A 19,509-nucleotide genomic window follows, 5' to 3' on the forward strand; every position below is an offset into this window, starting at 1 on the left:
CGGCCTGAACACGCCGCGTCACGCCGGTACTCTCAAGGTGTGAACGCAGGAGAATCGCAGCGCGCGCCTTGGATCGTGGGGGTTTCCGGAGCTTCCGGGACGCCGTACGCGGCTGCGGTGCTGCGGGCGCTGCTGGCGGCCGGTGAGGCGGTGGACCTGGTGGTCAGCCGGGCCTCGCGGCTGACGCTGCTGGACGAGACGGGTATCTCGTTCCGCGACGCGCACTGGCAGGAGGACCTGCGGGAGTGGCTGGGGCGCGGCGCGGACGGCAAGCCGGGCATGTTCGAGACGGACGTGCGCGGTGTGCGGTACTGGAGCGCCGGTGACCTGGCCGCGGGTCCGTCCTCGGGGTCGTACCCGGTCAAGGGGATGCTGATCGTCCCCGCCTCCACCGCGTGTGTCGCGGGTGTCTCCCTCGGGCTGTCCAAGGACCTGCTCCAGCGCGCGGCGAGCGTCACGCTCAAGGAGCGCCGCCCGCTGGTCGTGGCCGTACGGGAGACCCCGCTGAACGGCCAGACCCTGCGTCATCTCGTCGCGCTGGACGACGCGGGCGCGAGCGTGGTCCCCGCCTCGCCGGCCTTCTACGCGGGCGCCACCCACATCCAGGACCTGGTGGACTTCGTGGCCGGGCGGGTGCTGGACGCGGCCGGCGTCGGACACGGGCTGTACCGGCGCTGGAAGGGCGAACTGGGCGGCGGCGCGCAGAGCACGTAGGCGCGCGGAGCACGCGGCAGAGCACGCGGCGGTACTTCTCCAACGGCAGTACTTCTCACTCCACTCGGCAATTTCACACCGGAAGGCTTCGATCGCATGGACGCGGTGGACAGGCAGCTCATCCAGGCCCTGAGGGAGAACGGCCGGGCCTCGTACGCGGAGCTGGGCCGCCTGGTCGGTCTGTCGGGGCCGAGCGTCACGGACCGGATCAACCGGCTGGAGGCGGCCGGGGTCATCACCGGTTACCGCGCGACCGTGGACGCGGCCTCCCTCGGGCTCGGGGTGACGGCGCTGATCGGCATCTCGCTGTCGGACGCGGCCGACCACGAGGACGTGGCGCGCAGGCTGCGGGACCTGCCGGAGATCGAGGACTGCTGGTTCATCGCCGGCGACGACTCCTTCATGCTGAAGGTCCGTTCCTCCGACGTGGACGGCCTGGAGAAGACGATCCGCAGACTCAGCGGCACCAAGGGCGTCTCGCGCACCCGCACCACGATCGTGCTCTCCACCAAGTGGGAGAACCGGGTGGGGGAGCTGCCCGAAGAGGTGTAGCAGTCCGGGGCGGGCGCGACGGGGGAGTACGGTTGGTCAGGTTGTCGGCGAAAGGTGTTGGTATGGACGTCGGGCTCAAGCGCGAGCTGGAGGAGAAGGTCCGCTCCGGTGAGCGGCTGACCCGTGAGGACGGCATCGCACTCTACGAGTCGGACGACCTGGCGTGGCTGGGCGGCCTCGCGCACGAGGTGCGGACGCGTAAGAACGGCGACGTCGTGCACTTCAACGTCAACCGGCACCTCAACATGACCAACGTGTGCACGGCGTCCTGCGCCTACTGCTCGTTCCAGCGCAAGCCGGGCGAGAAGGACGCGTACACGATGCGCATCGAGGAGGCCGTGAAGCTGGCCAAGGCGATGGAGTCGGAGAACCTCACCGAGCTGCACATCGTCAACGGCCTCCACCCGAACCTGCCGTGGCGCTACTACCCGCGTTCGCTGCGGGAGCTGAAGGCGGCCCTGCCGCACGTGTCGCTGAAGGCGTTCACGGCGACGGAGATCCACCACTTCGAGACCATCTCGGGGCTGAGCGCGAGCGAGATCCTGGACGAACTCATCGACGCGGGCCTGGAGTCGCTGACCGGCGGCGGCGCGGAGATCTTCGACTGGGAGGTCCGTCAGCACATCGTGGACCACCGCACGCACTGGGAAGACTGGTCGCGTATTCACCGCCTGGCGCACGAGAAGGGTCTGAAGACCCCGGCGACCATGCTGTACGGCCACATCGAGGAGCCGCGCCATCGCGTGGACCATGTGCTGCGGCTGCGCGAACTCCAGGACGAGACCGGTGGTTTCCAGGTCTTCATCCCGCTGCGCTACCAGCACGACTTCGTGGACATGAAGGACGGCAAGGTCCGCAACAAGCTGCAGGCCCGTACGACCATGGCGACGGGTGCCGAGGCGCTGAAGACGTTCGCGGTCTCCCGGCTGCTGTTCGACAACGTGCCGCACGTGAAGGTGTTCTGGGTGATGCACGGGGTGCAGACCGCCCAGCTCGCCCTGCAGCACGGCGCGGACGACATGGACGGCTCGGTCGTCGAGTACAAGATCACGCACGACGCGGACAACTACGGCACGCCGAACAAGCTGACCCGTGACGATCTGCTGGACCTGATCCGCGACGCGGGCTTCCGTCCGGTGGAGCGGAACACGCGTTACGAGATCATCCGCGAGTACGAGGGCCCGGACCCGCTGCGCCGGGAGACCCCGCAGGCGATGCGCGTCTGACGTCTGCGGCGTCACGGACGCTGGTTGAGCCGGGGCCGAGGTAAGGATTACCTTGGCCCCGTGGCTCTTACCTTCACTCTGGACCCCGCCGTCACCCCCGAGCTGCGCGACGGCCTGCTCGACCTGTGGGCGGAGGTCACCGACGCGGGCGGCGCCGTGGGTTTCGTGGCGCCCGTGACCCGCGAGGACATACGCCCCGAGCTGGTCGCCTCGCTGGCCCGGCTCGCCCAGGGCCGCAGCCGGCTGCTGGTCGGGCACGACGAGGAGGGCCGGGTCGCGGCCACCGCGTTCCTCACCTTCAACACCCACCGGCTGATGACCCACTGGCTGTGGCTGTACACGGTGATGGTCCACCCCAAGCACCAGGGCCGGGGCTACGGCCGCGACCTCCTCGCGGCCGCCGCCGACGCGGCCCGCGGCTTCGACGGCATCGACGCGATCCGGCTGAGCTGCCGGGGCGGCCTCGGCCTGGAGCGCTTCTACGCCTCCTGCGGCTACCAGGAGGTCGGCCGGGTGCCCGGCGCCATCCGCGTCGCCCCCGGCGACCACCGCGACGACATCACCCTGCTGCTGCCGCTGCGCTGAGACCCGCCGCCAAGATCGACCACTTGGCGTGCTTCACTGGGCGATGCCCCTTTGGGGACTTCGCACCGTACGAACGAAAGTGGATGGACATGCTCCGCTACACGCTGATGCGTCTCGGCGTCTTCGCCGGCTGCCTCGTGGTCGCCTGGGGAGCCGTCTACTCGGGTCTCGTCCCGCGCGGCTTCGGTGATTCCAACTTCCTGTGGGTGCTGCTCCTCGCCCTGGTCCTGTCCGCCCCGATCAGCTGGGTGGCCCTGCGCAAGGAGCGCGAGCGCGCCTCCGTCCAGATCGTCGGCCGCGTCGACCGGATGAAGGCCAACCTGGACGCCAACCGCAACCAGGAGGACGCGGTGGACGACGGCGTGCGCACCCAGGGCCAGCCGGGCTGACCGCACCCCTGCGCGCCGTCCTCCCGCAGGTGGCGCGAACCGGCCGGCGGCGCATCGCCGCACGTCAGGCCCCGATACCCTGATACGCGATCCGCGCCCCCGCCCCGGGCGCGACCCGCTGCGAAGGGAAGTCGCCCGTGGAGTTCCGGCTGCTCGGCACGGTCTCCGTCGACACCTTCACCGGGCCCCTGCCGCTCGGTCCCGCCAAGCGCCGCAGCCTGCTGGCCGCGCTGCTGCTCTCCGCCAACACCCCCGTCACGGTGGCCCGGCTGACCGAGTCGCTGTGGGACGAGATGCCCCCCTCGCAGGCCCGGAGCGTCATCCAGGGACATGTGTCCCGGCTGCGCGCGCTGCTCACCGGCGCGGACGCGGCGGCGTACGGGGTCGAGCTGGTCACGCTCACCGACGCCTACCTCCTGCGGGTGCCCGAATCCCTGCTGGACGCGCAGCGGTTCGAGGAGCTGCTGATGATGGCCCGGCAGCAGCGCGAGCCGGCCGACGCGGCCATGATGCTCACCGAGGCCCTCTCCCTGTGGCAGGGCCCCGCGCTCGGCGGCGCCTTCACCGGACCGCCGCTCCAGGCCGCCGCGCACACCCTGGAGGAGTCGCGGCTCGCCACCGTGGAGGAGCTGGCGCGCACGTACGCCGCGCTCGGCGAGCACCATCGCGCCGCCGCCGTACTGCGCCCGGAGGCGGTCGCGCACCCGATGCGCGAATCGCTGGCCGCCGCCCTGATCAAGGCACTGTACGGGGCCGGACGGCAGGCGGAGGCGCTGGACTGGTTCCACCGTACGAGGCGGCTGCTCGCGGACGAGCTGGGCATCGACCCCGGGCGGGAACTGGCCGACGCCTACGCGCTGATCCTGCGGGGCGGCGAGGTCGCGGACGACGCGCACGTACCCCCGCCGGCGCCCGCGCCGGAAGCCCCGCCGGCCGTCGCCGTCGCCGTCGCCGTCGATCCACTGGTCCGGCTGCCCGCGCCCGTCGCCCCGGCCGTCCCGCCCGCCGAGCTGCTGCCCCGGGCGCCCCGGGGTTTCCAGGGCCGCGCGGAGGAGCTGGCCGCGCTCGGCCGGGCGGCGGCGGGCGAGGCGCCGGTGTGCCTGATCACCGGCCCCGCCGGGGTGGGCAAGACGGCGCTGGCCCTCCAGTGGGCGCACCACAAGGCGGCCGTCTTCCCCGACGGGCGGCTCTACGCCGATCTGCGCGGCTTCAGCGACACCGGTGAGCCCGAACTGACCGACGTCCTGCGGGAGTTCCTGCCCGCGCTCGGGGTGCCCGCGCGCCGGGTGCCCGAGTCGGCGTCGGCCGCCGCCGCGCTGTTCCGGACCCTGACCGAGCGGCGCCGGCTGCTGGTCATCCTGGACAACGCCCGTGACTCGGCGACCGTACGGGCCCTGCTGCCCGGCGGACCCGACTGCGTCACGCTCGTCACCAGCCGCCACCGGCTCGAAGGCCTCATCGCCTCCGACGCGGCCCGGCCCGTACCGCTGGACGTGCTCGGACCGCAGGACGGGATGGCCCTGCTGGCCGGCGTGCTCGGCGAGGAGCGCGTCCTCGCGGAACCGGTGGCGGCCCACCGGCTCGCGGAACTCTGCGGGGGCCTCCCGCTGGCCCTGCGCGTGGTCGCCGCGCGTCTCGCCGGACGCCCCGGCAGGCCGCTGGCCGCGCTGGCCGCCGAACTGGCCGACGAGCAGGGGCGGTTGGGGCGCCTCGCCGTGGACGACACCGGGGTCGCGGCCGCCCTCAGGCTGACCGTCCAGCACCTCCCGCCGGACGCCGTACGGTTGCTGGCCCGGCTCGGCCATCACCCGGGCGGCCATGTCGACGCGTACGCGTGCGGGGCGCTCCTGGAGACCGGCCCCGCCGACGCGCAGGCCACGCTGGAGCGGCTGGGCGCGGCCCACCTCGTCACCGAGACCGCGCCGGGCCGCTGGACGCTGCACGACCTGGTTCGGCTGTACGCCCGGGACATCGAGCCCGAGGCCGGTCCGGACGCGCTGGTGCGGGCCCTGGACCAGCTGCTCGCGACCGCGCTCGCCGCGACCGACACCGCCGAACCGGGCGGCGGCGCCTGCTTCGGACTGCCGGACGACTTCCACCAGCCGTACGCGGTAAGGGAGTTCACGGACCGGGCCGAGGCCCTCGCCTGGTTCGCCGCCGAACGCGACGACCTGGCCCGCGCGGTGGCCGCCGCCCGCTCCGCCGGGTTCCACGACCGCGCCTGGCGGCTCGTCCTGCTCCACTGGCCCCAGGTGGTGCTGCGGGTGCGTGACGGCTGGGCGCCGCTGCTGGAGTCGGCCCTCGACTCCGCGCGGGCGGAGCAGGACGCGTACGCCGAGGCGCGGGTGCTCAGCCTGCTCGGCTGGGTGCTGACCGAGGAGGGCCGCACCGCCGAGGCCGTCGCCCTGCTGGAGGCCGCGCCCGCGCTGGCACGCAAGGCGGGCGACGGGCCGGGCGAGGTGACGGCCACGATCAACCTGGCCGTGGCCCGGGCCGAGGACGGCGACCTCGACATCGCGCTGGAGGACTGCCGGCGGGCGGCGGACCTGGCCCGCGCGGCGGGGGACTGGCACACGGAGATGCTCGCGCTCCAGCACCTGGCCCGCACCCTCCTCACCGCCGGCCGCCCGGAACAGTCCCTGGACACCGTCCGCACCGCCCTCGCCCTCGGCCCCGAACACGAGGAGACGGCCCGGCGCGCCCTGCTGCTCACCACGGCCGGCGAGGCCCGGCTGCTGCTCGGCGAGCACGAGGAGGGCGTCCACCTCCTGGAGCGCGCGGCCGACGAGGCCGAGCGCGGGGGCTACGACGAGGGCGCGGCCCGGGCGCTGGAGGGGCTGCTGCGGGTGGCGGAGAGGCCGGAGTACCGCGCCCGGTACGAGCGTGCCGTACGCCGCCTCGCGCGGGAGGCGTGAGCCCCTCGGAGGGGCTGACATCGCAGGTCAGGGCACGTCAGCCGGACGTCAGCGCGACGCCAACGGAACGTAAGGCCGACCGCGCAGACTCCTCGGTGTCAGCAGCTCTGCCGGCGCCCCGCCCCTGACCGGGCGGGCCGTCCTTCTTCACTGGGGGAAAGCTCCATGCGCACCCACCGCAGCCGTCTCGCCGCCTTCACCACCGTGACCACCGCCGCGCTCGCCCTCACGCTCACCGCGTGCGGCGGCGACGACACCGCCGGCGCGGCGGGGGCGTCCTCGGCCTCGGCGTCCGCGGCCTCCGCGGCCTCCTCGCCCTCCGCGTCCGCCTCCGCCGTCGAGCAGAGCGGGGACAAGGACCAGGGCGGCGCGGACCAGACCGGGGCCAAGGGCCAGGGCGGGGCGAACCAGAGCGGTGCCGAGGGCCAGGGCGGCGCGGACCAGAACGGCGACGCCGACCAGGGCAAGCAGGTCGTGGGCGGCACCGGCTCGGCCACCGCGCCGGCCTGCACCACCAAGGGGCTGCGGATCAGCGCGGAGACGCAGGACGGGCCGCCGTACACCCACCTGACGCTCACCGCGAAGAACACCTCGGGCCGCACCTGCCGTATGACCGGCTTCCCGGAGATCCGTTTCCTGGACAACGCCCGGGGCACGGTCCCCTCCGTCGCCAAGAGCAAGCCGCTCACCCCGGTCGTCCTGGAGCCGGGCTACTCCGCCTACGCGGCCGTGCGCATCTCCGACGGCGGCCGCAAGGAGAGCACCGAGGCGGTGACGGACTTCTCCGTCACGCTGCCCAGCGGCGCCGGCATGGCGATCGTGAAGGCTCCCGGCGCCGAGGGCATCGCCGTGGACCCGGCGCGGTGGGCGACCGGCTACTGGACGACGGAACTGCGCAACGGCGCCGACGAGTTCTGATCCCCCTTCGGGGCGCCCCGGACGCGGAAGCAGAACATCCCTCACGAAATCCCCGAGACTGCACAGCCCCGGCTCCGGAACACCGCGCGATCCGCACAGTGCCGCCACAGCGGCCTCGTACGATCGCCAGCCGGACCGGTGGTGACAGGACCCAGGGCCGCCCGCCGGTGAACGCCTCGGTGTGCGAGGCGCGTATCTCATGCAGCAAGCAGTTCTCGCTGCACGCCCGAGGAGCCGCCCGTGACCGCCCCGTACCCGACCGCCCCCGTCGTCTCCGGACCCCCGGTCTCGGCCCTCGACTACGACGGCCGGCCCGTCCTGGTGGAGCCCGAGATCCGTCGGCTGGACGGAGCGGTGCGGGAGGTGGCCGTACCGCCGTTCGCGCCGTCGGTGACGCACGGCTCGCTCGCGGACCTGCCGTTCGAGAACGCCGAGGCCGACCCGGGCGCGATCGTCATCAGCCGCCGGGGCGCGGACGGTGAGTGGGAGGACGTGACGGCCGAGCGGTTCGCCGCCGAGGTCCTCGCGGTCGCCAAGGGGCTGATCTCGGAGGGTCTGACGCCGGGCGACCGGATCGCGGTGATGGCCCGCACCCGGTACGAGTGGACGCTGCTGGACTTCGCGGCCTGGGCCGCGGGGCTCGTCACCGTGCCCGTCTACCCCACCTCCTCGGTGTACCAGACCAGTTGGATGCTCGGGGACTGCGGCGCCGTCGCCCTGATCACCGAGACCCGCGAGCAGGCCGCCGCGATGGCCCCCGAGCTGGACCGGCTGCCCGGGCTGCGGCACGTGTGGGTGATCGACGACGGGCACGTGGACCTGCTGGCCGAGGCCGGCGAGCGGGTGGCGGACGCCGAAGTCGCCGTACGCCGGGGCATGTTGGGCCCCGACACCCTCGCCACCCTGATCTACACCTCCGGCACCACCGGGCGCCCCAAGGGCTGCGCCCTCTCGCACGGCAACTTCTTCGCCGAGGTCGACAACGCCATCGAACTCCTCCACCCGGTCTTCAAGGCGACGACCGGGGAGGAGGCGTCGGTGCTGCTGTTCCTGCCGATGTCCCACGTCTTCGGCCGCATGGTGGCCATCGCCTGCGTGCGTGCCCGGGTACGGCTCGGCCACGCGCCCAGCCTCAAGCCCGAGCATCTGCTGCCGGACCTGGCCGCGTTCCGGCCGACCTGCCTGCTGACCATCCCGTACATGCTGGAGAAGGTCTACAACACCGCCCGCGCCAAGGCCGAGACGGCCGGCAAGGCCGCCGGCTTCGACCGGGCCGCCGCCACCGCCGTCCGCTACGGCGAGGCCCTGGAGGCCCGCCGCAGCGGCACCGGAAGCGGCCCCGGCGCCTCCCTGAAGGCGAGCCGCTCCCTCTACGACCCGCTCGCCTACCGCAAGCTGCGCGCCGCCATGGGCGGCAAGGTCCGCTACGCCATCTGCGGCGGCTCCCCGCTCGGCCGCCGCCTGGCCGCGTTCTACGCCGGCGCCGGCATCGAGATCTTCGAGGGGTACGGGCTCACCGAGACCACCGGCGCCTCCACGGTCACCCCGCCGCTCAGGCCCCGCATCGGCACGGTCGGCTGGCCGCTGCCCGGCACCAGGATCAGGATCGCGGCCGACGGCGAGATCCTGATCGCCGGGGACCATGTGCTGCGCGGCTACTGGGACATGAACGCGGGCGGCGTCGTCCCCGCCACCCGCGACGGCTGGCTGGCCACCGGCGACCTGGGCGAGCTGGACGACGACGGCTACCTCACCATCACCGGGCGCAAGAAGGAGCTGCTGATCACCGCGGGCGGCAAGTCGGTCGCCCCGGCCCCGCTGGAGAACTGGCTGCGCCAGCACCCGCTGATCTCCCACTGCCTCCTCGTCGGCGACGGCCGCCCCTACATCGGCGCCCTGCTCACCCTGGACCCCGACGGGCTCGACCACTGGCGCCAGATGAACGGCAAACACCCCGTACCGGCCGAACTCCTCCTCAACGACCCCCAGTTGGCCGCCGTCCTCCAGGACGCCGTCGACCAGGCCAACCAGCTCGTCTCCCGCCCCGAATCCATCCGCCGCTTCACCGTCCTCCCCACCGACTTCACCGAACGCACCGGCCACCTCACCCCGTCGATGAAACTCCGCCGGGCCCGCATCCTGCGGGATTTCGCGGACGAGGTGGAGGGGCTGTACGCGGGGGCGGGGCGGATGACGGGGCCGTAGCCGGGGGCGCCGGGTGGGGGCCGGGGCGGTGAGTGGCGGGTCGGGCCGCCGGGCCATGAGCAGGCTCGCCGGGCCGTTGGCCAGAGCATCGTGCCGCGCCCCGGGCCATCGATCCGTGGCCTGGACCGCCGGAGGCGCTGGGCGGCAGCTCCGGTCGCCGGGCGGTAGCCCGAAGCGCCGCCCCGCGGCCCCGGTCACCCTCCCGCAGCCCCCTCACCGTGCCCTGGCGAACAGGAAGGCCTGGGCCACCGGCTCTCCCAGGTTCTCGTCGGGTTCGCGGATCGTGCGGGAGACGAGGGTGAAGTCGGCGTCGGTGAGCAGTGTCGCCATGTGGTCGGGGTCGCGGCGCTGGAAGTCGAGGGTGACGGGGTGGCCCCAGGGCTGGTCGTGGCGGCGGGGGCGGTCGCCGGCCTGGAAGGCGAGCAGGAGGTGGCCGCCCGGGGCCAGGACCCGGCGGTACTCGCGGAAGAGGGCGGGGAGCCGGTCCGCCGGGGTGTGGATGCTGGAGTACCAGGAGACGACCCCCGCCAGCGCGCCGTCCGGCAGCGGGAGCTCCAGCATGGAGCCCTGTTCGAAGCGCAGCCCCGGGTTCTCGCGGCGGGCGATCTCCACCATGGCGGGGGAGAGGTCGAGCCCGTACACGTCGAGCCCGAGGGCGGCGAGGAGCCCGGTGACCTCGCCGGGCCCGCAGCCGAGGTCCGCCACGGGCCGCCCGGGTCCCACCAGCTCGGCGTACGCGCGCAGCAGCGCCCGGTCGAGCGGCCTGGCGGCGTAGGAGCCCCGGAAGCCGGCGGCGTAGTCCTCGGCGATCGCGTCGTAGAACGCACGGGTGGCGGTGAGGAAGCCGGGAGCGCCGGGGGAGTCGGTCATGCGGAGGGACCCTACGGGGTGAACGCGTCGCGCCGCAGGGGCGGCGGAGGGGATTCGGCCACGGCCGCGGCACGCCCGGAATGCCGGCCGATTCCCCCGGCTGCACGCGTCCGAAGGAGTGAGGGGCGCTCCAGGGCGGCCGGGGCGGAATCCGCGCGCGGAATCCGTGCGCCGGGCGCGCCCGGGAATGCGGAGGGGCGGTGAATTCACCGGGAATTCACCGGGGCGCCCCCGGGAAAGGCAGGAGCCCCGTTGCCGGAAGGCACGGGGCTCCTTGGGTACTGCACTCAGGTTCTGCGATCAGGCAGTGATCAGACGGGGGAGACGTTCTCCGCCTGCGGGCCCTTCGGGCCCTGCGTCACGTCGAAGGTCACCTGCTGGTTCTCCTCGAGCGAACGGAAACCGTTGGCGTTGATCGCGGAGTAGTGAACGAAGACGTCGGGGCCGCCGCCCTCCTGGGCGATGAAGCCAAAGCCCTTTTCGGCGTTGAACCACTTCACGGTTCCGGTAGCCATAAGCCCTCCTTGGGCTCAAAAGGGTTGCCCTGCTCCAGAACCTGCAAGTGCGAAACGATGCTGCACGACTGCATTCGTCTGAAAACGACGAGAGCCCGCGGTCACATGCTCCGCAGGCTCTGTACTGCAAGGGAAACCAAACTGCAACTTGCGGCGAGCCTAGCACGCAGGCCGCCGAATGCAATAGAGGTCAAGATCACGTCACCCGAATGTTTGAACCCTCGGACGGACGCGCTGACGCCGGGCCGGTCCAGGACCACCGCCGCACGGGGTCTAGTCTCGCGATGTGGACAATTCTCGCACCCGGCCGCGCGTCGGCCACATCCAGTTCCTGAACTGCCTGCCCCTGTACTGGGGGCTCGCGAGAACCGGCACGCTCCTCGACTTCGAGCTCACCAAGGACACCCCGGAGAAGCTCAGCGAGCAGCTGGTACGCGGCGACCTCGACATCGGTCCGATCACCCTCGTCGAGTTCCTGCGCAACGCGGGCGACCTGGTCGCCTTCCCGGACATCGCCGTGGGCTGCGACGGCCCCGTGATGTCCTGCGTGATCGTCTCGCAGGTCCCCCTCGACCGGCTGGACGGCGCGCGTGTCGCCCTCGGTTCGACCTCGCGCACCTCGGTCCGCCTGGCCCAGCTGCTGCTGGCCGAGCGGTACGGCGTGAACCCGGACTACTACACGTGCCCGCCCGACCTGAGCCTGATGATGCAGGAGGCGGACGCCGCCGTCCTCATCGGCGACGCGGCCCTGCGCGCCAACCTCCTCGACGGCCCCCGCTACGGCCTTGAGGTGCACGACCTGGGCGCGCTGTGGAAGGAGTGGACCGGCCTGCCGTTCGTCTTCGCGGTGTGGGCGGCCCGGCGCGACTACGCCGAGCGCGAGCCGGAGATCACCCGCCAGGTGCACGAGGCGTTCCTCGCCTCCCGCAACCTCTCCCTGGAGGAGGTCGGCAAGGTCGCCGAACAGGCCGCCCGCTGGGAGGCGTTCGACGAGGCGACCCTGGAGCAGTACTTCACCACCCTCGACTTCAGCTTCGGCGCCCCGCAGCTCGCCGCGGTCACCGAGTTCGCGAGCCGCGTCGGCCCGACGACCGGCTTCGCCCCCGATGTGAAGGTGGATCTGCTCCGCCCGTAATCACTACGCTGCGGGCGGTAGGCGTACCGGGCCCACGGGGGTCCGGGCGTGCCTTCGGGGGAGGGGACGCCATGCAGCCGCTCGAAGCGGACGAACCGGCCGTCGTCGGGCCCTACCGGCTGCTGGGCCGGCTTGGTTCCGGGGGGATGGGCCGGGTCTATCTCGGCCGCAGCGCGGGCGGCCGTACGGTCGCCGTCAAGATCGTGCACCCGCACTACGCGCTGGACGAGGAGTTCCGGGCCCGGTTCCGGCGCGAGGTCGCGGCCGCGCGCCGGGTCGGGGGCGCCTGGACGGCCCCCGTCCTGGACGCCGGCCCGGACGCTCCGGTCCCGTGGGTGGCGACGGCCTATGTGGCGGGGCCGTCCCTCGCCGCCGCCGTCACCGAGCGGGGCCCGCTGCCGGGGCCGACGGTACGGGCGCTGGGCGCGGGCCTGGCGGAGGCGCTGGCCGCCGTCCACGCGCTGGATCTCGTCCACCGCGACGTCAAGCCGTCCAACATCCTCCTGACGCTCGACGGCCCCCTTCTCATCGACTTCGGCATCGCCCGCGCCACGGACGGCACCGCCTCCCTCACCTCCACCGGCGCCTCCATCGGCTCGCCCGGCTACATGTCGCCCGAGCAGATCCTCGGCGCCCGGGTCACCGGAGCGGCCGACGTCTTCTCCCTCGGCGCGGTCCTCGCGTACGCGGCGACCGGCCGGCCGCCCTTCTCCGGGGACTCCTCGGCGGTGCTGCTGTACAAGGTCGTCCACGAGGAACCCCAACTGGACGGCCTGCCCGGTGACTTGCGCGACCTGGTGGCCGTCTGTCTGGCCAAGGACCCCGCGTCCCGTCCCGCCCCGGCCGAGGTCGCCCGCCGCCTGGCACCCGGGGGCGCGGCGGCGCTGATGACCTCGGGCTGGCTGCCGACTCCCTTGCTGGAACAGGTGAGCCGCAGCGCGGTGAGCCTGCTGAACCTGGAGGGCGCGGCCGAACTGCCCTCGGGTCCGGTGCCGTTCGCGAACCCGGCCGTGAGTCCGGGACAACAGCCGTCCGGTGCGGGGGAGTTCGGCCCCGCCCCGGTCATGTCCGCGCCGGGCGCGGAGAAGACGCCGCCGCACGGCCCCCCGGCCGGCTCCGGCACGCCCCCCTGGCCCCCCGCACCGGACATCCCGCCCCACCCCGTCACGGCACCCGGCACCGCCTGGCCCCCGGACCCCGGCGCCCCGTACCTCCCGGAGACCGCCCCCGGCCCGTCCGCGCAGGCGCCGGCGCCTCCCGGCCGGCTCACCCTGAGCGTCGCGGCGGCCTCCGCACCCGGTGAGTCCGGCCGGGGGCGCCGGGTGAGCTGTACGGTCGCGGTGGCCGTGGCGGCGGCGCTGGTCGGGGTGTCCGTGGGGCTGGGCTCGCTGCTGGGTCCCTGGAGCGGCGGCGGGGGCCACGACGCGGCGGGCGCCAAACCGGACCCCACCCACCCCGCCTCCTCGCCACCCCCGGGCAACGCGGCCGAGCCCCCGAAGCCCAGCGGCACGGGAAGCGACCCCGCCGGAGCCGTACCGAAGCGCTACCTGGGCACCTGGGAAGGCGAGGCCACCGGCCTGAACGGCACTCTCCCCATGGGCACGTTCCGCCTGACGGTCCATCAGGCAGCCGTGGGCGGAGAGCTGGGCCGGCTGCGGCAGACGGACCAACTCGGCGCGGTCTGCACGGACATCCTCACCCTGAAGCAGGTGACGAAGACCAAGCTCATCACCACCTCCACCGGCGCCGAAGGCAACCACGCGGGCTGCAACCCCACCCCGCACCCGGTGCAGTTGACTCTGGACGGCGACAAACTGACGTACACGTCGGACAGTTCGGCGGAGGGCAACCCGGTGGCCCACCTGTCGAGGGCGGACTGATGACGGAGGACGTGTTCCCCGTGGCGCTGGCCGCCCTCTGGGGCGCCTGCGCGGGCGCCGTCCTCCCCCGGGCCGCGTACCGCTTCACCGTCCCCGAGGGCGAACCCTGGCGCTCCCACTGCCCGAACGGCCACGCGCTGAAGGGCTGGCTGGGCCCCCGCCCCTGCGCGACATGCACACCAGCCACGCCGATACGGCTCTCTGTGCTCACGGCGGCGGTCTGCGCGGCCCTGGCCCTGGCCGCCGGCACCCGCCCCGAAGCGGCCGTATGGCTCCTCCTGGCTCCCGCGGCCGTACTCCTGGCGGCGGTCGACCTGCGCGTACGCCGCCTCCCCGACCCCCTGACCCTCCCCCTGGCCGCCGCCACCCTCACCCTCCTGGCCCTGGCCGCCCTGCTCCCGGAACACGCGGGCCACTGGCTCACCGCCCTCTACGGCGCCCTCGCCCTCGGCGCCGGCTACCTCGCCCTCCACCTCCTCAACCCCTCCGGCCTGGGCTTCGGCGACGTGAAGCTGGCCCCGGCCCTCGGCGCCGCCCTCGCCTGGTACGGCTGGCCCACCCTGCTACTCGGCACGTTCGCCTCATTCACCCTGGGCGCCCTCTACGGCCTCACCCTGGTCGTCCTCCGCAGAGCGGACCGCAAGTCGACGATTCCCTTCGGGCCATTTCTCCTGGCAGGCACGTTCCTCGGGGTGCTCGCTGGGGCATATGTGGCTTGAGCGGGGTGATTGCCGGCCCCGACTGCCGTCCAGTACGCCCGACAGTGCGGAGATTCACCCGTTAAGCTCTCCATTTCGTTATCGAAACGATATGCATATCACTTGACGTGCGGAGTAACGCCATTCATTCTTTCTTTCTGGGAGTCGCAAGGCGTCCCCAGATGGAAAGATTGAAGAGGCGGCAAAGCGGAGGTGCTGGTGTCCAACCCCATGCGGACGATCCAGGTCGATGACGAGGTTTTCGCGTACCTGCAGAGCCGCAGCGTGCCCTTGGTCGACACGCCCAATGACGTACTGCGCCGACTGCTGTTGATGAACCAGGGACCTGTCGCGGCGCAGGAGGACGCGCGGCGTCCTGGGAGTCTGATGCCCCTCATCGAAGCCGGACTCGTGGCCCCGGGCGACAAGCTCCGGTATCACCAGTCGAGGCTCAGGCGCACCCATGAGGCGCGAATCAGCCCCGACGGCTGGGTCGAGCTCTCGGACGGGCGCGCGTTCCCGCAGCCCTCTCCTGCGCTGAAGGCGCAGATTCACACGGAGGTGAATGCCTGGCGTTGCTACGTCCACGTCCCCAGCGGGCGCCTGCTCCACGAACTGCGCTTGGAGGCGGCGGACGAGCTCCAGGCGTGAAGCAGCCGGAATTCCATGCGACGAGGACTCCAGGATGAAGGGAACGGCGGGGGTGGAGGCCATCATCGAGACGCTGATCACGGCCGCGGCGACGATCATCGCTGCGTACATCACCAGTCGCGGGCAGCGCGGCGGCAACGATCGCCGGGACGGGAACCGGGAGTGAGAAAGGTGTTTGCGCGTGTTCCCGGCTTCCGCCTGAAGTCGGGCAAGACCTTTCGCTGGCGTAGGCTGACGAAGTCCGTCCACAACCCTTGACGAAAGGGACGCCCGGTGACCGAGAAGGCCGAACTCGCTTCTTTGGATGTCGCAGCCGTGCTGGACCGAGCGGCAGCGGGCGGACGTATTACGCCCGAGGAAGCGCTCGTCCTGTACCGCGACGCCCCCCTGCACGCGCTGGGCGCCGCCGCCGACGCCGTACGCCGCCGCAAGTACGCGGGCATCGAGCACATCGCGACGTACATCATCGAGCGGAACATCAACTACACGAACGTGTGCGCCACGGCGTGCAAGTTCTGCGCCTTCTACGCGGCCCCGAAGGACACCAAGAAGGGCTGGACGCGCGACCTCGACGACATCCTGCGCCGCTGCGCGGAGACGGTCGAGCTGGGCGGCACCCAGATCATGTTCCAGGGCGGCCACCACCCGGACTACGGCGTCGAGTACTACGAGAAGCACTTCAGCGCCATCAAGAAGGACTTCCCGCAGCTGGTCATCCACTCCCTCGGCGCGTCCGAGGTCGAGCACATGGCCCGTATCTCCAAGGTCTCGGTCGAAGAAGCGATCACCCGCATCCACCAGGCGGGCCTGGACTCCTTCGCCGGCGCCGGAGCCGAGCTGCTCCCCGCCCGCCCCCGCAAGGCCATCGCCCCCCTCAAGGAGAGCGGCGAACGCTGGCTGGAGATCATGGAGACGGCCCACAAGCTGGGCGTGGAATCGACGTCCACCATGCTGATGGGTACCGGCGAGACCAACGCCGAGCGCATCGAGCACCTGCGCATGATCCGCGACGTGCAGGACCGTACGGGCGGCTTCCGCGCCTTCATCCCGTACACCTACCAGCCGGAGAACAACCACCTGAAGGGCCGCACCCAGGCGACCCTCTTCGAGTACCTCCGCATGATCGCCATCGCCCGCCTGTTCCTGGACAACGTCCAGCACATCCAGGGCTCGTGGCTCACCACCGGCAAGGAGGTCGGCCAGCTCTCCCTGCACTACGGCGCGGACGACCTCGGCTCGATCATGCTGGAGGAGAACGTCGTCTCCTCGGCCGGTGCCAAGCACCGCTCCAACCGCCTGGAGATCATCGACCTGATCCGCAAGGCAGGCCGCACCCCCGCCCAGCGCGCCACGACCTACGAGCACCTCGTGGTCCACGACGACCCGGCGAACGACCCGGTCGACGACCGCGTGGTCTCCCACATCTCCTCGACGGCGATCGAGGGCGGCACGGCCCACCCCGAGCTGAAGCTGATCGCCACCAACTAGGCGCCCGATGCTGACACTTCACACCGCCGACCACTCCCCGGAGACGGCGGTCCTGATCGACGGCGCGACCATCGTGGCCGTAGCCCCGTACGAGAACCTGACCACCGCCGCACCCGACGCCAGGGTGCGGCGCTGGCCCGGCATCCTCACCCCGGGCCTCCTGGACCCGTACGCCCCGGAACTCCTGGAGTCCACGTACCACCCGGACCCCAGGGAAGCGGCCGACCTGGGCACGGCCCCGATCACGGGAGAACGCGCGCAGAGGCTCTTCCAGACCGACCCTGCCCGCCTGGGCGCCAGCGCCCGCAGAGGCGTCCAACGCATGCTGGCCCACGGCACGGTGGCAGTAGCGGGCGAACTCCGCTCAAGAGCGGCGGCAGACGCCGTACGCAGAGCGGGCCTGGCAGTAGGCCAACGCCCACCCCGCCTCCCCGGCCCCCCATCCCTCTCCCCCCGCCCCCTGATCCTCCTCCCACCCCTCACCGAGGGCGCCCCGGCCCGATTCGCGGTGTTCGACGTAGAGAACCGAGCAGCCCTGGTGGACCAGGGCGCGGCGACCTGCGTGGCAACGGTGCTGGCGGGCCGCCTCCTCTACCGCCGCCGCTGACACGACGGTTGGCGCCCGACGGCGGAGGTGGCAGACGCAGGCCCCGACGCACCGGCCGGCCGCAGACGGCGAGGAGGGGACGCGGCGGGGGGTGTCCGCCCGCAGCGGCCGGCGAAAACACGTTGTGCTCCTCGGTACGCAGCCCGCCGGACCGAGGACGGACACCCCCCGCCGCGTCCCCGCCCCACGACGCACGAGGCCGCGACGGAACCGACGACGGCCGAAGGACGAACGACGCCCCCGCCAGGCCCACACCGCACAAAGCCCCGCAGGGGCTGCAACAATGACCAGGTGACCCGCGCCTCCCTGAACAAGCAGCCGCACGAAGTCGCCTCGATGTTCGACGACGTGGCGGAACGGTACGACCTGACGAACGACGTGCTGTCACTCGGCCAGGACCGCCGCTGGCGCAAGGAGGTGGCGAGAGCGGTGGACGCGCGCCCCGCGCAGAAGATCCTGGACCTCGCGGCCGGCACGGCGACCTCCTCGCTCCCCTTCGCGCAGACGGGCGCCTACGTCGTCCCCTGCGACTTCTCCCTGGGCATGCTCCGGGTGGGCAAGCAGAAGAACCCCTGGCTCCCGTTCACGGCGGGCGACGCCACGAAGCTGCCGTTCAAGGACGACACCTTCGACGCCGTCACGATCAGCTTCGGCCTGCGCAACGTGCAGGACACGGACGCCGCGCTGCGCGAGATGTACCGCGTGACCAAGCCCGGCGGCCGCGTGGTGATCTGCGAGTTCTCGCACCCGACGTGGGCGCCGTTCCGGACGGTGTACACGGAGTACCTGATGCGCGCGCTCCCCCCGGTGGCCCGCTCGGTGTCGTCGAACCCGGACGCGTACGTGTATCTGGCGGAGTCGATCAGGGCGTGGCCCGACCAGCCGGGGCTGGCGGAGAAGCTGCGCAAGGCGGGCTGGTCGCGCGTGGCGTGGCGGAACCTGACGGGCGGAGTGGTGGCGCTGCACAGGGGCTTCAAGGAGGCCTGAGAGCGAGCCCGCACAGGGCAACGCACCTCGGCCCGTCGAATGCGGCCCGCACAGGGCAACGCACCTCGGCCCGTCGAATGCGGCCCGCACAGGGCAACGCACCTCAGCCCCTCGACCGCGACCCGCACCCAGGCCGCCCCCCTCAGCCCCCCACCACCTCGAACGCATCCCCCGGCTCCCCCAACTCCCGCTGCATCCCACCCGCCGGAGGCCGAGGCAGCCGGGGCTCCCGCACGCCCCCGCCCCCCTCGCCCTCCCCGAAGTCGAACCAGACGTACACCATGGAGTCGGGCGGCACCTCGGCCCCGGGCGCCGGGTACTGCCGTACGACGTAGTCGACGACGGTGCGGGCGAAGTCGGGCCGGTCGGGGGCGTTGAGGAACAGCCCCCGCGCTCTGGCCGTCTCCCGCGCGTCCACGGCCATCAGCCCGACCAGACGAGGGACACGCACCTCGGATGTTTTGGGTGGTATGTGCACAGATGTCACCCCCAGCGGTACTGGAAGGGTAACTCCGCCAGGGGGCGCCCGGAAGCGACAAGTGTCTTTCTGTAACAATCAGTTACTTTAAGTAACGGTGCCGCTCACCACGCACCGCTCACAGCGCACCGCGCACCACGCACCGCTCACAGCGCAAGCCGATAACAACGCCCCTGCCGCTCGGACGCCGGAGTGGTGAAGGTTTCCACGACCCGCATCCCCAGCCGCTCCGCCACCGCGATGGACCGCGCGTTCTCCGAGTCGACCATCGCGACCACCCCCGCCACACCCGCGGAGCGCAACCGTTCCAGCGTGGCCTCGGCGGCAGCCGTCGCGTACCCCCGCCCCCAGTGGGCGCGCCCGAGCCGCCAGCCGATCTCGATCTCGCCGGCGGGCCCCCAGGCGTGCGGCCAGGGCTGCGCCCCGGTGAACCCGACGACCTCCCCGGCGGAGTCGAGCACGGACCACAGACAGAACCCCAGCTCCGCGTCGTGCCGCCGCTGCCGCGCGGTCAGCTCCTCGTACACCGACAGCTCGGCGGCGCGGCCCCCGTGGAACTCCATGACGTCGGGGTCGTCGAACACCCGGTGCCAGACGAAGGCGTCCTCGTCGGTGGGCACACGCAGCCGTACCACGGGGTGAGTTCGGTTCACGGATCAGCCCTTCAGCCGGTTGATCAATTCTGCTGAATAGACT

20 protein-coding genes are annotated in these 19,509 nt (G+C 72.4%); 16 read left to right on the forward strand and 4 right to left on the reverse strand.

All coding sequences use genetic code 11. The features are described 5' to 3' along the window. The first annotated feature begins 39 nt into the window (after positions 1 to 39). From AB0898_RS22995 to AB0898_RS23030, 8 genes are all read left to right on the forward strand, one after another. A complete protein-coding gene (locus AB0898_RS22995) occupies positions 40 to 714 on the forward strand; it encodes a UbiX family flavin prenyltransferase (RefSeq protein WP_366804843.1) in 675 nt (224 codons plus the stop codon). 96 nt (positions 715 to 810) lie between these two features. Beyond that, positions 811 to 1,266, forward strand: coding sequence for an Lrp/AsnC family transcriptional regulator (locus AB0898_RS23000; RefSeq protein ID WP_366804844.1), 456 nt, complete (start codon positions 811 to 813; stop codon positions 1,264 to 1,266). Between the two features lie 62 nt (positions 1,267 to 1,328). After that, on the forward strand, positions 1,329 to 2,492 hold the full coding sequence (mqnE, locus tag AB0898_RS23005; protein WP_366804845.1) for an aminofutalosine synthase MqnE: 1,164 nt from the start codon (positions 1,329 to 1,331) through the stop codon (positions 2,490 to 2,492). 60 nt (positions 2,493 to 2,552) lie between these two features. Next, positions 2,553 to 3,077 (forward strand): GNAT family N-acetyltransferase, encoded by a 525-nt coding sequence (locus AB0898_RS23010; RefSeq protein WP_366804846.1) that lies wholly within the window; start codon positions 2,553 to 2,555, stop codon positions 3,075 to 3,077. Positions 3,078 to 3,166: 89 nt separating this feature from the next. Then, on the forward strand, positions 3,167 to 3,466 hold the full coding sequence (locus AB0898_RS23015; RefSeq protein ID WP_366804847.1) for a DUF4229 domain-containing protein: 300 nt from the start codon (positions 3,167 to 3,169) through the stop codon (positions 3,464 to 3,466). A 137-nt stretch (positions 3,467 to 3,603) separates the two neighbouring features. Next, entirely contained in the window at positions 3,604 to 6,381 is a 2,778-nt protein-coding gene (locus AB0898_RS23020) for a BTAD domain-containing putative transcriptional regulator (protein ID WP_366804848.1), read from the forward strand. 165 nt (positions 6,382 to 6,546) lie between these two features. Beyond that, positions 6,547 to 7,299: a DUF4232 domain-containing protein gene (locus AB0898_RS23025; RefSeq protein ID WP_366804849.1), complete on the forward strand. Its 753-nt coding sequence runs from the start codon at positions 6,547 to 6,549 to the stop codon at positions 7,297 to 7,299. Positions 7,300 to 7,539: 240 nt separating this feature from the next. Further along, entirely contained in the window at positions 7,540 to 9,504 is a 1,965-nt protein-coding gene (locus AB0898_RS23030; RefSeq protein WP_366804850.1) for an AMP-binding protein, read from the forward strand. A gap of 213 nt (positions 9,505 to 9,717) precedes the next feature. On the opposite strand, the gene AB0898_RS23035 is transcribed toward AB0898_RS23030, so the two are convergent. Further along, positions 9,718 to 10,374 (reverse strand): class I SAM-dependent methyltransferase, encoded by a 657-nt coding sequence (locus AB0898_RS23035; protein WP_366804851.1) that lies wholly within the window; start codon positions 10,372 to 10,374, stop codon positions 9,718 to 9,720. A 311-nt stretch (positions 10,375 to 10,685) separates the two neighbouring features. Then, positions 10,686 to 10,889 (reverse strand): cold-shock protein, encoded by a 204-nt coding sequence (locus AB0898_RS23040; protein WP_018543814.1) that lies wholly within the window; start codon positions 10,887 to 10,889, stop codon positions 10,686 to 10,688. Positions 10,890 to 11,175: 286 nt separating this feature from the next. Between AB0898_RS23040 and AB0898_RS23045 the strand changes: the two genes are divergently transcribed. The 8 genes from AB0898_RS23045 (at position 11,176) to AB0898_RS23080 (ending at position 18,335) form a co-directional block, all read left to right on the forward strand. Beyond that, positions 11,176 to 12,024 carry a menaquinone biosynthesis protein gene (locus tag AB0898_RS23045; RefSeq protein ID WP_366804852.1) on the forward strand — a complete coding sequence of 283 codons (849 nt, stop codon included), beginning with the start codon at positions 11,176 to 11,178 and terminating at the stop codon, positions 12,022 to 12,024. 71 nt (positions 12,025 to 12,095) lie between these two features. Continuing rightward, entirely contained in the window at positions 12,096 to 13,904 is a 1,809-nt protein-coding gene (locus AB0898_RS23050; protein ID WP_366804853.1) for a protein kinase domain-containing protein, read from the forward strand. Next, the gene (locus tag AB0898_RS23055; RefSeq protein ID WP_366804854.1) at positions 13,904 to 14,623 is read left to right on the forward strand and encodes an A24 family peptidase; all 720 of its coding nucleotides are present in this window, start codon (positions 13,904 to 13,906) and stop codon (positions 14,621 to 14,623) included. The genes AB0898_RS23050 and AB0898_RS23055 overlap by 1 nt, the downstream gene beginning before the upstream one ends. Before the next feature lie 198 nt (positions 14,624 to 14,821). Beyond that, on the forward strand, positions 14,822 to 15,253 hold the full coding sequence (locus AB0898_RS23060; RefSeq protein WP_366804855.1) for a hypothetical protein: 432 nt from the start codon (positions 14,822 to 14,824) through the stop codon (positions 15,251 to 15,253). 34 nt (positions 15,254 to 15,287) lie between these two features. Next, on the forward strand, positions 15,288 to 15,419 hold the full coding sequence (locus tag AB0898_RS23065) for a hypothetical protein (protein ID WP_366804856.1): 132 nt from the start codon (positions 15,288 to 15,290) through the stop codon (positions 15,417 to 15,419). Between the two features lie 107 nt (positions 15,420 to 15,526). Further along, positions 15,527 to 16,741, forward strand: coding sequence for a cyclic dehypoxanthinyl futalosine synthase (gene mqnC / locus AB0898_RS23070; protein WP_366804857.1), 1,215 nt, complete (start codon positions 15,527 to 15,529; stop codon positions 16,739 to 16,741). A gap of 7 nt (positions 16,742 to 16,748) precedes the next feature. Further along, positions 16,749 to 17,348, forward strand: a complete 600-nt coding sequence (locus AB0898_RS23075) for an imidazolonepropionase-like domain-containing protein (protein WP_366804858.1) — start codon at positions 16,749 to 16,751, stop codon at positions 17,346 to 17,348. Between the two features lie 291 nt (positions 17,349 to 17,639). After that, positions 17,640 to 18,335 carry a demethylmenaquinone methyltransferase gene (locus AB0898_RS23080; RefSeq protein ID WP_366804859.1) on the forward strand — a complete coding sequence of 232 codons (696 nt, stop codon included), beginning with the start codon at positions 17,640 to 17,642 and terminating at the stop codon, positions 18,333 to 18,335. Between the two features lie 142 nt (positions 18,336 to 18,477). Here AB0898_RS23080 and AB0898_RS23085 read toward each other — a convergent pair whose 3' ends face one another. Both AB0898_RS23085 and AB0898_RS23090 read right to left on the reverse strand, forming a co-directional pair. Further along, positions 18,478 to 18,786 carry a PASTA domain-containing protein gene (locus AB0898_RS23085; RefSeq protein WP_161181934.1) on the reverse strand — a complete coding sequence of 103 codons (309 nt, stop codon included), beginning with the start codon at positions 18,784 to 18,786 and terminating at the stop codon, positions 18,478 to 18,480. A gap of 173 nt (positions 18,787 to 18,959) precedes the next feature. Further along, positions 18,960 to 19,466 carry a GNAT family N-acetyltransferase gene (locus AB0898_RS23090; RefSeq protein WP_366804860.1) on the reverse strand — a complete coding sequence of 169 codons (507 nt, stop codon included), beginning with the start codon at positions 19,464 to 19,466 and terminating at the stop codon, positions 18,960 to 18,962. Positions 19,467 to 19,509: the final 43 nt, after the last annotated feature.

The organism is Streptomyces sp. NPDC005435, from assembly GCF_040703155.1.
Classification (GTDB): domain Bacteria; phylum Actinomycetota; class Actinomycetes; order Streptomycetales; family Streptomycetaceae; genus Streptomyces.